The organism is Sphingobacterium humi (genome assembly GCF_009768885.1).
Classification (GTDB): Bacteria; Bacteroidota; Bacteroidia; order Sphingobacteriales; family Sphingobacteriaceae; genus Sphingobacterium; species Sphingobacterium humi.
The window spans coordinates 1-14523 of sequence record NZ_WSQA01000003.1 but is presented as its reverse complement, the minus strand read 5'-3'; the positions used below and the strand labels follow the sequence as shown (position 1 = coordinate 14523).

Annotated in this window: 10 protein-coding genes; 4 read left to right on the top strand and 6 right to left on the bottom strand. The window is 44.1% G+C overall.

Annotation, left to right across the window (positions count from 1 at the left end; translation table 11 throughout):
- Nucleotides 1-113: 113 nt before the first annotated feature.
- Nucleotides 114-1409, top strand: coding sequence for a serine hydrolase domain-containing protein (locus tag GQF63_RS04280; protein WP_160367882.1), 1296 nt, complete (start codon nt 114-116; stop codon nt 1407-1409).
- Between the two features lie 18 nt (nt 1410-1427).
- On the opposite strand, the gene GQF63_RS04275 is transcribed toward GQF63_RS04280, so the two are convergent.
- The 6 genes from GQF63_RS04275 to GQF63_RS04250 form a co-directional block, all read right to left on the bottom strand.
- The gene (locus GQF63_RS04275) at nt 1428-2708 is read right to left on the bottom strand and encodes a sugar porter family MFS transporter (protein ID WP_160367881.1); all 1281 of its coding nucleotides are present in this window, start codon (nt 2706-2708) and stop codon (nt 1428-1430) included.
- 24 nt (nt 2709-2732) lie between these two features.
- Nucleotides 2733-3584, bottom strand: a complete 852-nt coding sequence (locus GQF63_RS04270) for an ROK family protein (protein ID WP_160367880.1) — start codon at nt 3582-3584, stop codon at nt 2733-2735.
- A gap of 4 nt (nt 3585-3588) precedes the next feature.
- Nucleotides 3589-4755 (bottom strand): glycoside hydrolase family 130 protein, encoded by a 1167-nt coding sequence (locus GQF63_RS04265; RefSeq protein ID WP_160367879.1) that lies wholly within the window; start codon nt 4753-4755, stop codon nt 3589-3591.
- A gap of 3 nt (nt 4756-4758) precedes the next feature.
- Nucleotides 4759-6219, bottom strand: a complete 1461-nt coding sequence (locus tag GQF63_RS04260; RefSeq protein ID WP_160367878.1) for a RagB/SusD family nutrient uptake outer membrane protein — start codon at nt 6217-6219, stop codon at nt 4759-4761.
- A 3-nt stretch (nt 6220-6222) separates the two neighbouring features.
- A complete protein-coding gene (locus tag GQF63_RS04255) occupies nt 6223-9330 on the bottom strand; it encodes a SusC/RagA family TonB-linked outer membrane protein (protein WP_160367877.1) in 3108 nt (1035 codons plus the stop codon).
- 96 nt (nt 9331-9426) lie between these two features.
- Nucleotides 9427-10416, bottom strand: coding sequence for a LacI family DNA-binding transcriptional regulator (locus GQF63_RS04250; protein ID WP_160367876.1), 990 nt, complete (start codon nt 10414-10416; stop codon nt 9427-9429).
- A 932-nt stretch (nt 10417-11348) separates the two neighbouring features.
- Here GQF63_RS04250 and GQF63_RS04245 point away from each other — a divergent pair.
- The 3 genes from GQF63_RS04245 (at nt 11349) to GQF63_RS04235 (ending at nt 13797) form a co-directional block, all read left to right on the top strand.
- Complete coding sequence (locus tag GQF63_RS04245; RefSeq protein WP_160367875.1) at nt 11349-11969, top strand: hypothetical protein; 621 nt, start codon at nt 11349-11351, stop codon at nt 11967-11969.
- Nucleotides 11970-12262: 293 nt separating this feature from the next.
- On the top strand, nt 12263-12571 hold the full coding sequence (locus tag GQF63_RS04240) for a helix-turn-helix domain-containing protein (protein WP_212592466.1): 309 nt from the start codon (nt 12263-12265) through the stop codon (nt 12569-12571).
- Nucleotides 12568-13797 (top strand): type II toxin-antitoxin system HipA family toxin, encoded by a 1230-nt coding sequence (locus GQF63_RS04235; RefSeq protein WP_160367874.1) that lies wholly within the window; start codon nt 12568-12570, stop codon nt 13795-13797. Before GQF63_RS04240 ends, GQF63_RS04235 begins: the two co-directional genes overlap by 4 nt.
- Nucleotides 13798-14523: the final 726 nt, after the last annotated feature.

Here is a 14523-nt window from a genome sequence, read left to right as displayed (position 1 = left end):
ATTCAATAATTGGCGGTATTATTTTTAAATATAGCGTAAAAACAAAGATTGTAACCGCTAACAAACAAATTCCCCTTCTTTTTCCTTATACTAGTAGACAACACTTAGCACAGATGAACAAGCTTTACAGCAGCCTACTGGCTTTAACTATTTCTACCACTTTGAACGCACAAGAACCTTTAACTGCCGCACAATCGGACCCTAAAATCCTGGGTTGGATGCAAGGATTTCCACCGGCAGCCAACCGCACGGTCTCCCTTTTCGACGGGAGTTTTTTTGAATTTCCAGCCATTCGCTATAGCGTTTGCCATATGCGGGAGTTCTTCCCGACCAAGGTGGTGCGCTCTGCAGACCAAGGCAACTATTCCTTCAAACAAAAACTCGACGCTAAAATCGGCAATATAACATTTATTCCCCTAGGGAAAGACGAACCAGTTAGTATAGAAACTTCCCTGGCCGAGACTTATGCCGACGGATTTATCGTGTTGCACAAAGGCAAGGTAGTGTATGAGCGTTACTTTGGCGAGTTAGATCCCGAAGGTACGCATGCCGTGATGTCGGTTAGTAAGACTTTTACAGGCACGCTGGGCGCCCTTTTGCTGGCCGAGGGTGTGCTGGATGAAAATAAGCTGGTGAAAGATTACGTGCCGGAATTGGCGAATTCGGCGTTCGGTGATGCCACGATCCGGCAGGTACTGGACATGACAACTTCGCTGGACTATAGCGAAGATTATGCTGACCCCAAAGCCGATGTATGGGTATTCTCTGCGGCTGGCAATCCGGTTCCCCTTCCTGCAGATTACAAAGGCCCTAAAAACTACTATGAATTTCTGCAAACCGTACATAAGGCGGGTAGCCATGGCCAAGCCTTTGGCTATAAAACTATCAATACCGATGCCATGGGCTGGATAATCAGCAAGGTGACCGGCAAGAGCATCCCGGACCTGTTATCCGAGCGAATCTGGCAACCTATTGGCGCGCATCATGATGGTTACTATCAGATCGACCGATCGGGTATTGCCTTTGCCGGCGGAGGCTTCAATGCCAACCTCCGCGACCTGGCGATGTTTGGGGAGATGATCCGTAACAACGGTTATTTTAATAAGAAACAAGTGCTGCCGAAGGCGGTAATCGATGACATTCGAAAAGGAGGACGTCAGGAAGATTTCGCCAAAGCGGGCTACACGAATTTAAAGAATTGGAGCTACCGCAACATGTGGTGGGTGGCCCATAATGAAGACGGTGCCTTTTCCGCCCGCGGCGTACATGGCCAAGCCATCTACATCGACCCGGCTGCCGAAATGGTGCTGGTGCGCTTAGCCTCGCACCATACCGCCAGCAATACAGCCAATGATCCGTATTCTCTGCCCGCTTATCAGGCGATTGCCGATTACCTCAAAAAGAAATAGAAGCAATCGGGTCGCTGATTAATGCACGATGCTATCCATATCTTCCAAAGATTTCCCTTTCGTTTCGGGAATAAACAGGATGAAGATAAAGGACAAGACCACCATAATGGCATAAAACAAGAAGATATAATAACCCCCTTGCGGCACGGACTCCACAATAACAGGGAATATCCAGGAAATTAAAGCCGCAAATACCCAGTGCGTAGTGCTCCCTAAAGACGAGCCCTGCGCACGTACCTCATTGGGAAAGATCTCGGCTAAAAACACCCAGATCACCGCACCTTGCGATAGCGCGAAGGAAGCGATAAATCCAATAATATAATACAGCAGCATGCCTGAGTTTTCACCCTTCAGACCAAAGGCCGTTAGCAGTAAAAAGATAAACATACCGATTGCACCGGATAGCAATAACTTCTTCCGGCCAATCCGATCGATAATACTCATGCCCAATAGGGTAAAAAACACATTGGTACCCCCAATAAAAATAGGCTGTAAATAGCTAAGTTTCGCATCAAAGCCGGCCATTTCAAAAATCCGTGGTGCATAATACAGAATCGCATTAATCCCCGTCATCTGATTAAAGAAGGCCAGCAGCACTGCAAAAACAATAGGTTTCATATATTGGCTTTGAAACAAGGAAACTTGTCCCTTGCTAGTAGCCGGAGCAGCTTGTACCGGCTGTCCCAGCAATTGAAACACCTGAGCAGCCTCCTCCTTACCCTTATGCAACAAAAGCCAACGCGGACTTTCGGGAATACTCCGCAACAGCACATAAAACAAGAGTGCGGGCAAGGCCATAATCCCCAACATATAGCGCCAGGAATCTTCGCCCGTATCGGCAAACAAGAAGTTGGTGAGGTAGGCAATAAAAATACCACTGACGATCATGATCTGGAAGAGCCCGGTCAGTTTACCACGATCTTTAGAAGGGGCAATCTCCGAGATGTATACCGGTCCTACCACCGAGCTGATCCCGACGGCTAGCCCGCCCAGCAATCGGAAGAGCAAAAAGAAACTCCAATAGGGCGAAAGGGCACAGCCAATGGCTGAAAACAAGTACAACAAAGCAATCACCAGCAAGACCGGCTTGCGGCCATAGCGATCTGAAATGCGACCTGCTAGCAACGCTCCCAAAATGGTACCTATTAAAGAAATAGAAACAGTTAGGCCATGCCAAAACGCATCTAATGCCCATAAGCGCTGTATAATTTGTTCTGCTCCGGAGATGACGGCCGTTTCAAAGCCGAACAGAAAGCCCCCGAGAGAGGCTATCAAAGCATATTTCCAAACGTTATTCATATAATTTCAGATTTAGTTCAATAATTAGCTGTTTGGCAGGCTTGCCGCCATGCCATAAAATATATTCTTCTCGTCCATGGAAGCCAATTGTATAGGAATGGGAACCTCGGCCTGCAATTGTGCCAGGAAGAAACGTTCTGCCTTAGCAATGCTGCCCCCAATCACAATAGCATCCGGTTCCAAAGGAAGAATATAAGCTTGTATAAACTCCCGTAAAGCTTCCCGAAGAAAATCAAAGGCTAGCTTTTGTTCTGTTGCTGCCGCCTCATCTTCCACCAATTCCCTCACATTGGCAAAGCTCCTATTCGATTTACCGGCCAGGAAGCCCAAAAGCCCCCGGGTAGAGATGTAATCTTCCGCAATGCCCTCCCGAAAGGATGCCGAGCCATAGTTCAAGTCTTTCAGCTGGCTTTTATCATACCAAGCCGATCCCAATCCTGTTCCTAAGGTCAGGCCGACCACCCGCTTTGCAAACCAGTGCTGATGGTAGATTTCACCCAATAGAAAGGCATGGGCATCATTGAAGAAAAAGATAGCCGATTTTGGAATGCCATAGGTTACGGCTAGGTAGCTTTTCACATCCAAGTGCAGTAAAGATTGATATTTATGCATGCCATCCATTAAACAGATACCCTGGGTATAATCAAAAGGGCCTGGAATTGCGATCATCATAGCCTCCAGCGGCTTGTTTATGCTGGCTAAACTTTGTTGTATGGCCTGATCCCAATCGGCGAGGATGGCTTGCCGGCTTCCCTGACTATCCACCGGCTGATAACAAAAGGAACGATCAACCAGTTGCATGGCATCCCTATCCACAACAGCGCTGGTAATATGCGTTCCTCCAATATCGATACAAAGAATCAATTCCTTTTTCATAGGTTTAATTGCTAGTTGGCAATGGATCAAATGCACTTGGGTTTTTCGGATCATAAACCGCAACCCCCACTCTAGAGTCTGCACTGCCGTAGTATAAAAACCATTTGGATTTGTAATAGGCCAAGCCTTGCAAAAACACCGTTCCATCTACATATTGCCCACTTTTTTCAAAATCTTCCATAGGTCGCAAAAACGGCGTATCCAATCGCTCCAATACTTTCGTAGGATCATTTTTATCAAACAAAACCTGCCCCGCGCTGTAAGTACCTAAGGTAAACCGCGGATCGGCTTGCTCCTTTTCATCATGATTCTTACCGTTATAAAGCAACAGGATTCCCTTATCGGTCAGTACCGCCGGTGGGCCGCATTCCGTTAATGCGCTATCGAAATACCCCGGTCGGGTTTCGATGAATTTAGCCAGCTCACCTTTCGCGTCTAGCACCGGTTCCCAATCGATCAAGTTGTCGGAAGTTGCCCCTTTTACACCATGCTCGCCCCAGTACATCCAATATTTTCCATTGATTTTTGCAATTACCAGCTTATCATTCTTTACCGTCGTCAAGATGGAGGCCGATTTATGGGAAGTACTCATTAAAGGTTTATAGGCTGCGTTTGCGAAAATAGGACCATGCTTTACCCAGGTTCGTAGGTCTTTCGAGGTAGCCACCCCTAGGCGCGGCGTATCCCGATTCCATTGCGTATAGAATACCACGAAGGTACCATCTTCCGTAACCGCCACGCGGGGATCTTCGACCCCACCCGGCCATTCGTATTTCTTCTGCCCGTCTGCTGCGGGATAGAGTACCGGTTCTTTGCTTCGGTTAAAATGAAGACCATCGGTACTGCTAGCCAAGCCCAGTCGGGACGTGCGAAAGCCAATGCCGATGCCAAATTTATCCTCCGCTCGGTACAACACGAATAAGGTATCATCTTTCACCACGGCACCCGGATTAAAGGTGTCATTTTCCTCCCAATGCACCTGCTTGCCCGACATGGGATCTAGAAAGCTGGTTGTAGAATCGGGAGATATAATCGGATTGATGCCTTCCGGACGGTGGAAACCACCCAAGGTCCAGGCCGGCCTTGTAGTTGATTGAACGAGTTTTGCATCACGGCATGCAAGCAAGCTCGTGATGAGGAGTAAGAAAGTGAACTTAACGAATCTAATCATAGCTTAATATCCATTATTTTGTGAAATTTTACCTACTGTTTTATCTACTTCTGCCTGCGGAATCGGGTATAATACGTGCTTATCTGCAAAGGATTTGCCCATGGCATTCAAGGTAGCCTTGGCAATTTTCCAGCGTCGTAAATCCGACAGACGATGGCTTTCCAAGCCCAGTTCCACGCGGCGCTCTTGTTGCAACCAGCCCATGGCCACATTGGCATCCGTGGTATTCGCGGCACGATCGGGCAATACCGCCGCATTGGCACCCCGCGCCCGTTTCCTTATTTTGTTGATGATTGCAACGCCGGCAGCCACCTGATTATCTTTAATCAAGGCTTCCGCTTTCCATAACAGCACATCGGCATAACGAATATAGATCCGGTTGACCGGAGAATTATCATTTCCCTTGTTATTGGCATTCTGTGCCCCTAAGAGTTTGTAAACCGCCTGATCGGCCGTATTTACCGTCAATGCTTTCCGCGGATCGCCTGTTTCAAAGGCCGCTAAGAAGTTGGCCGATGGTGCCATAAAACCCCAACCCTGTAGGGCGGTAAATCCATTGCCTTTGCTAGGTTGTTTCCCCGGCTCGTGGTCATAGATAAAAATATTCTCCTTTTCCACATAGGTTTTACTATCGTCAAAGGCATCGAAATAATTGGCATTGAGGTCATATACGCCCATTTGTTCAATGGCTGCCACCTTGCTAATCACTTCTTTCCAGTTTTCCTGAAATAGGGCTACTTTGGCGGCCAAGGCTAATGCTGCTCCTTTGGAGGCGCGCCATTTTTCCGATTGGTTACTGAAACGGCCGTCGGGAAAACCCGTAATGGCAACCTGCAGATCGGTATTTATTTGTTGATATACTTCAGCCTTCGGCGTCCGTACTGCCACTTCATAGGCCTCGTTAAAATCGGTCAGCGGTTTCAAGACCATCGGCACATCGCCAAAGTATTTCAGCAAATCGAAATAGAAAAAAGCCCGTAAGAAGGAGGCTTCCGCCAATAGCTGCTTCCGCTTGCCCTCGGCCATGTTTATTTTGGAAAGGGTGGTCGCATCGGTCAATTGGAATATCGCCATATTACAACGAGAGATCCCCTCATAATTGTATTTCCAAATACCGGCAAAAGCGCCGTTCTCTGCGGTAAAATTATAATTGGCTACATCATCCATCCAGGCTTGGTCGCCATCGGGAGCCCATTTTTTATTGGCATCGCCAGCAGCAATATCTTCCAGTAAGAAATCCGGGCGAATTACTAATCCACCGATCCAATCCCAGTTTCCAAATAAATTCAACGTATAAGAGAGGGGTCTGTAGGCATTGTCAATACCTGTTGTTACGGTTCCTTCGGTGGGGTCTACCTGCACCTGTTCCTTGGTCAGGATACCAATAGGCTCTTTGTCCAACCATTTTGAACAACTGCTGAACAGCAGCATCGATCCTAGCGTATAGAGGGTTAATTTTTTCATGACTTAGAAATTAAAGTTAAGACCTAATAAGATGGTTTTTGATTGGGGATAGGTTCCCTTATCAATTAAGTCTGTCGTCTCCGGATCTAATCCGGTATACTTGGTCCAGGTATATAGGTTTTGTGCCGATACATACAGGCGCGCAGCATTTACGCCCCAGTTGTTCAAAAACTTGCCAAAGGAATAGCCTAGTTCCACATTTTTCAAACGTAGGTAAGAAGCATCCTCAATGTAAAGCGTAGAGAACTTACTGATGCCGGTATCTTCAAAGGCAACTCGTGGCAGGCTATTGCTGGAACCTTCGCCATCCCAGGCATCCAACATCCGGGTGGTATAGTTAAACGGGCGGGAATCGAAGTTTACAATGCGCATACCGTCATTGTAGCGGTCTACTCCTTTTACCCCTTGGAAGAACACATTCAGGTCAAATCCTTTATAATCTACCGCAGCAAACATACCATAAGACCAGCGTGGAATCGGATTACCGATAAAAGTGCGGTCGGCATCATTGATGATACCATCATTATTGAGGTCTTTAAATCGGATATCCCCAGGTTTACTTACTGGCGTAGTGACGCCATGCTGATGAGCTTTTACTTCGGCTGCATTTTGATAGATGCCATCCATTTGGTATCCGTAATACACATCTAAGGGTTGGCCAATTTCCGCGCGCGATACCTCACCAATGATACGTGGAACATTCTCGTGCAGGGCAGCTACCTTATTTTTAATATGGGTTAAGTTCCCCCCAAAGCTGTAATGCCCGTCATTGGCTAGGCTGTTTTTATAGCGCAGGTTTAATTCGAAGCCTGTATTTTCCACTTGTCCGGCATTCACATAGGTGGCATCTACATTGCCCACGAAAGTTGGGAGGCTTACGGCTAATAAAATATCCTTGGTTTTCTTTTTAAACACATCCACATTCAATTCCAGGGTATTGTTTAACAATTGCATATCCAAACCCAGGTTATCTTGCAGGGTAGTTTCCCATTTTAAGGCAGGATTTCCGTATCGAGTAATATTTCCTTCGCGGCTAAATAACGTGAGGTAGGCATAGTTGGTAATATTTTGGTTCCCCAGCTTACCGGTACTTGCTCTTAATTTCAGGTAATTGAGCACTTCATTCTTGGGGAAGAAATCTTCGTTGGTCAAAATCCAACCTAGGGCTACCGATGGGAAATAACCCCATTTATTGTCGGAGCCGAAACGAGAGGAAGCATCTGCACGAATATTTCCCGTTAGGGTATAGCGATTTTTATAGGAATAGGTTGCTGAGCTAAACAGCGAGAATAAAGCCCATTCCTGAGCAAAGCCCCCATTCCATAGATCTTGCGAAGTGCCGCCCAAGTCCATGTATTGGAACCTATCTAAGGTATATTCAAATCTTCTGCGGGAGGCATTGATGGAGCTGCTTTGGTTATTGATAAATTCAGTACCCGCCAAAGCATTAATCTGATGGTCGCCCAAGGTCTTATCATAGTTTAACACATTATTCCAAGTCAAGGTATAATCTTCACCCCGATCTTCATTTAAACCATTCGGACGGTTGACCCTGCCCTGCCCCACATCCACCGTTGGGTCTACCCGTTCATCATCGCCAAAGTTGGTGAAAAAGGCTTTGTTATGGTTAAAGTTCAACTCCAAACCCACATTGGAACGAAAGCGTAAAGATTTATCTTTTAAAATATTCACCGCCGCTTCCACATTACCAAACACCTTGAATTGCTTCAGGTTGTTATTAGAGAAATTAGCCAAGGCTACTGGGTTTTGAGACCATTCGTACAAGCCAGATTGGAAGTCTTTTGGCCCTTTATAGAAGGGTAAATCTGTATAGGGATTATCCACACGATAGGTCGGGTCGCTCGGGTCTTTATATACCCCCAGCACTGGCGGCCGTAACAAGGCATGGCGAATAATGCCCGGTGCATCGCCTCGGGAGGAAACCGCCATTTTATCCTGATGATTCAACAGGATATTACTCTTAACTTCGACGCGCTCGCTCAATTTCGCATGGATATTGGAACGTGCTTCCAAGCGCTGATAGCGATCGTTATTATTAACCACAATACCATTTTGACCGTAATAGCCTGTTGACAACATGTAGGTTACTTTGTCAGACCCACCGGAAGCCGAGAGCTGAAAGCTGTTGGTTTTCCCCGTTTCAAACAGTTCATTTAACCAATCGGTATTGGCCAGGTCGGTACGTGTTTTTTGCACGGTATAGGGATTGCTGCCTGTGGCATTGGTATTGCGCCAGGCTTTCTCCATGGTATTCAGGTATTGCTCGGTATTCATCATGGTCGGCAAGTTGCTGGCCTGCTGAATACCGGTATAGGCATTGACATCGATGCGGGTTTGCCCCGATTTACCCCGCTTCGTGGTTACTAAGATGACCCCTGCGGCAGCGCGTGAACCATATAAGGAGGCTGCTGAGGCATCTTTTAAAACGGACAAGGATTCGATATCGGCCGGATTAATAAAGCTGAAGTTCGTCGTTGGTATCCCATCGATAATAAATAAAGGTGAATTGTTGCCAATGGTTCCTACCCCGCGAATGCGGATATCGATGGCATCACCGGGCTGACCGGTAGATTGGGTGACGGAAATACCCGCAGCTTGTCCCTGCAGCAATTGCCCCACATCCTGCACGCGGCGTTTATCGGCAACGTTCATATCTACACGGCTTACCGCCCCGGAGATATTCGATTGGCGAAGGCTGTTATACCCCATCACCACCACTTCTTCCACATTTTGCATGGTTGAGGTCAGTTGTACCTGTATCTCGGTATTGCCTTGAAGCTGAACGGTCACACGTTCATAGCCAGTGTAGGTTATTTCGAGGTTATCTCCTACTTTTCCGGAGATGCTGAACCGACCTGCATCGTCGGTTAAGGTGACGGCATTGGAGTTCAGATTTCGAACCGAAGCGCCCAGCAAAGCTGCGCCCTGATGATCTGTAACCCGACCGCTGTACTGTTGTTGTACATATTTGGTTGCTGTATTTTCCGCGTCAAATCCCCCATGGGCATAAGACAGTGGAGCGCTTAAGGCCGCACAAACAATATAGCTACATATCGTTCCCAAATAGATTGAAAATTTTGCATTTGACATAGTCGATTTATAATGGTAAATAGTAGGTTCTTTTGCAAAACCGGTTTTGCAATTAGAATAAAGGTATGCCTTAAACGAATAAGTTCCAAATTTTTTTTAGCGAGAACTCTGCCTGATTATTAAATCGGAAGGAATAACTTGGTCGGTAAATGATTTTTTGGGCTCCTTAATTTGGGCAATTAAGGTAGCTACGATAGCTTTTGCGATATCTTCCAAGGGTTGACGGATACAGGAGATTTTAGGGTTTAACAGTTCAAAAAGCTCATGATCGTCAAAGGCAAGCATGCCATAGGTCTTTGCCTTTGGTAACAATTGTATAGCCTTCAGGGTAGAGACACATAAGTAGTTGGTACTAAAATACAAAGCATCCAACTGTTTGTTATTTTGTAGAAATTCCTTGATAGCCTGTATGCGATCTGGCCGCTCCAGGGTATAAGAAAGTTGCAGCAGTTGAGGTTTTGCTTTTCGCTTGGCGATGATTTCATGATAGCCACGTAAACGATCGAGCATCTGCGGCTGTTGGGAATCAATGGTGATCATCCCGATTTGCGAAAAGCCACTGTCAAACAGGTGTTCTACGGCCTTCTTACTGGCCGTGTAGTTATCGGTTCCCACATAATTGGTTTCCACACCCGGAATACGTCTATCAAAGATCACCAGCGGCATTTTATTTTTCAATACCTGCATCACCTGGGCTTCCTGCCCAATGGTTGGCGAAAGGATAAGACCTTCCACCTGCTTATCTACCATGGCCTGCACAATATTGCGTGCAATATCCTCCTCGCCAAGGGTGCTGCTATACAGCACATAATAGCCGTGCTGGCGCAGGTATTCCTCAATATGCAGGGCAATAGGCCCGAAAAAGGAGTCGCCAATATTTTCAACAATCAAGCCAATGGTATGGGTCTTGCCGGTTGCCAGGCTTTTTGCCAAGGCATTCGGCTTGTAACCAATTTCATTGACATAGTCCATAATGCGCTTAGCCAATTCCTGACTAATACGCCCCTGCTCTGCCTTCCCATTAATAACCAGAGAAACAGTGGACTTCGATACGTTTAAATGCTTGGCAATCTCACTAATTGACATCTTATATAGGCGCTAAATTTTGTTGGCTATCCGCTCAGCCAACAAATGATAAAGTTTTTACACGTATTTTTTACTAAAATAAAGCATTTCATCGGATTTCATGGTAAAATCAGCATAAAGTAATCGATGTTAACTTGCAAATCAATGGTTGAGATTAACTTAGAACATCCTAGGACTCCAGTTTTTTGCAAAGGCTACTTTGGCTTCTTTCACTCCCCATTCAGCACCCTTGGCAAAGGGGTTTGAAAGGGGTGTGAAAGGGGTGAGAAAGGGGGGAGAATAGTATTTAGTATAAAGTAGTTAGTAGTTAGTATGGAGTAGTTAGTATTTAGACCTAGCTGTGAGACATTTGGTTAGCTATATTGTAAACTGTGGCCCTCTTTGTACTGCGTTTTGGTCAGTGCTGTCATCGATTTGTCATCCTGAGCTGTCATCGTGAGGGGGTAAAATGTTTGCAAAATTTATTGTTAGGTGATGACATTAAGTAGCATTGCTTGTTAAGCATTGCTTACAAACTACGGCACGCTATGCTAGTAAACTGCGGCCCGCTTTGTGTCGCGTTGTGGCCAGGGTTGTCATGGTGAGCTGTCATCCTGAGCGAAGTCGAAGGACGAACCATTGGTACGTCAATGCAAACAACAATGCATAACCACCTTACTTACAGCGTTTTGTGCAAACATGTCATCGTGAACTGTCATCCTGAGCGAAGTCGAAGGACGAACGACTGGTGCGTCAATGCAATCAGTAATACTTAATATGTTTATTAGCAACATGTTGCAAAAACATGTAATTGGCAGCGAAGTCGAACCACTACGACTGCTACAACAATCTACAAAGTCACTCACTTTATACTGTAATCGTTTAATTTTCAAATTAAGGAACCATTTTTGTGGCCTAAAAGAAAAACAATTATAGCACAGCTGCACATTGCCATGAAAAAACAAATTACCTATCCCCTATTCTTTAGTTTCCTATTTATGCTTGGCTGCGGCAATACGAATAAACCTCAACAGGCAGCACTTATGCAATTACAAGATATTACCCAACGTATTGATCCGGAAGAAGGATTTATTGATGTTTTCCTAAAAATTACTGATGAAACAAAGACGGATACCTCGCATATCTACCTGGCAAAAGGACTGTATAAAGACAAAACTATTGGTTTAGCGATAGAAGTTAATGCAAACATTCCTGCCGGAATTGTGGATGGCGATATATCGGCTGAAGGTTCTTTTATTCCGAATGGTGTTAAACTAAGTTCAATTGGTGCAGAAAGCGATACTTTTATTCAGGCTTTGGCGGAATTATATGGTGTAGCTACGACGAAAGGATTTACTAAAGATCCAGTATATGCCACGGCTTTTAGCTTAAACGAAATGCCGGTAGATTTAAATCAAAGTGAATACTATCGGTTGAAGTTGTTTTTTGAAGAGGATCAGGAGGAATTGTATTCGGAACTGTTCTTAAATATCGATTTGGCAGATCGGGAATTGGAGTTATCGGAAAAGGACCATGATTATAGAAGGCCTTTGATAGACGTGATGACGAAGTAAGGCTGGGTGGGGATATGACTAGGTATTAACTTGTTCTCGCCATTGATTTATAAAACGAATATTTTATTGTTAATAAAAAGCTTTGCTAATAAAAGCATCTTTATCTGACACGAAACATAATATTTTTGTTGAGGGTTTTGCATGATCTACGTTAATATGATATTTCATGCATTGTGCCAGAAGATTTTGTAACACGATAAACTATTCAGTCGAAGTAGTTTTCTCTTTAAAATTTATTAAATTTGTAATACTATAGTATTAGTAAACATAGTTAAAGTTTATTAACAAATATAATGATATCATTTATATCCGTATCAAAAGCACAGCAAAAATTATCAGAAAACATTCGGGCTAGGCGGCTTTCGATGGAATTAACCCAAGAAGGCTTAGCTGAACGTTCGGGCGTACCTTTAGCTACTTTGCGAAAGTTTGAGCAAAAGGGTGCTATTTCATTAGAATCTCTTTTGAAGCTTCTCCTGGTTGTTGGCGGATTAGAAGATATAATTAACGTGCTCAAACCTACAAAACCAACTTTTACCTCCATAGACGATGTTTTAAAGGACACTCGTACTGTTTCACGAAAAAGAGGGCGTAAAAAATGATCCATTCCACTTCAGAAGTTAAGGTTGGGTTGAATTTTGGCTCTGGAATTCAACAAGTAGGGCGTTTAGCTATACGTGATCGTGTTATTTATTTTGAGTATGATCCTGAATTCTTACAAAAAGGCCTGGAAATTTCTCCTTTCCGTTTGCCTCTTCAAACCGGTATTATAGAGCTTCCTATGCGTCCTTTTGAAGGATTGGCTGGCGTGTTTAGCGACAGTTTACCTGATGGCTGGGGTCGTTTACTTTTTGACCGGATGGCAAAATCGCAAGGTATATTACCTGCAAGTATTTCTCCGTTGGAGCGTTTGGCACATGTCGGATTATTTGGCATGGGAGCTTTGGTATATGAACCAGATTATAGCCCTACAAATGAGCATGAGATAATTGACTTAGATTGTCTAGCCACACAAACAGAAAATGTATTAAAAGGTACATCCGAAGATGTTCTTCCAGAATTATTAGCTTTAAACGGATCTTCTGGAGGAGCACGTCCCAAAGGTTTGATTGGTTTAAGTGCAGATAGAAATAGTATTTCATATGGAGCAAAAGAGCTTGAAAATCACTTCGAACCATGGTTGGTTAAGTTTCCTAATGCCCAAGATGGTTACGACGCTGGTGCTATTGAATATGTTTATGCGCTTTTGGCGAAAGAAGCAGGTGTGTTCATGCCGGAAGTGCATTTATTTTCATCGAAAAAAGGAGCTGGTTATTTTGCAGTAAAGCGTTTTGATAGAGAAAGCGATAGGCGATTACACATGCATACAGTATGTGGCTTGTTGCACAGTGATTTCAGAACACCATCATTAGACTATGAAGATTTGCTCAATTTAACAGGAGCACTAACCAAAGATATTCGTGAAGTGGAAAAAATGTACCGTCTTGCTGTTTTTAATGTGTTGGCTCATAATAGAGACGACCACGCCAAGAACTTCAGCTTCCTCATGGATGAACAGGGTGAATGGAAGGTTGCCCCTGCTTACGATCTTACTTTTTCAAGTGGGCCAAATGGTGAGCAAAGCACGATGGTCATGGGGCAAGGTAAGACCCCTAATATCGAACATTTAAGAAAACTAGGGCAGGAATCAAAATTATCTAAAAAATTTATAGAGGAAGTTATTGAGCAGACAAAGAGCGCATTAGACAGGTGGGTAGAATTATCTAAAATGTATCATGTGCAAAATTCAAACATCAAACTCATTTCAAACTTTCTAAAAAAGCATTAAAAATCATTAGCGTTGAGAAATTTCTTTCATGATTTTTAATACGATTGCACTTCTATAAGCCAAAGGATTTTCTGTTATAAATGTGCATCGTTCATTACCTCTTTGAAGCGATACACCCTTTCCCTGATGACAAAAATCATTCAGGCCGAATATTAAATATACCTTATTTGGTTAACAAAGATGTCGTATGCCCCCGCATCGGTAATTGCTGTTCTTAGCATTTTGCCTTAATTATTGACCTTATTTTGTGACCAAGAATGTGTTTTGCCATCACAAACTACAGGTATGAATTTCCTAAGTCTTTAGACATAGTGTTGTAGGGACAAAGTACCTTTTAATGAAAGCTTTCCATCTCTAAAAAATAACCATACTTTTTCCATCGAGGTTTTTTGATTTTTGAAGCATATCTCTTTTTTATATGCTGTGCGGTGCTAAGACCTTGAAACGCTGACGACATATATCTTGAAGGGATGAAACTAACTTCCTACTATACTAGATTGTTTTCGTTAATTAAGCCCTTTCTAAGATATTGCTGATTGTATTTGACGTACCAGTCCTTCGACTTCGCTCAGGATGACAGCTCACGATGACAATACTTGGGATCATACCGAAAGTTTGGGGGGTAATAATTTTTAAGCATACAATTTCATCACCCGATATAAGAAAAAGGTAGTATCTCTAACTCCTCGAAATACACTTCTAAAAGCCTTAAGTTTTGCATTGAAA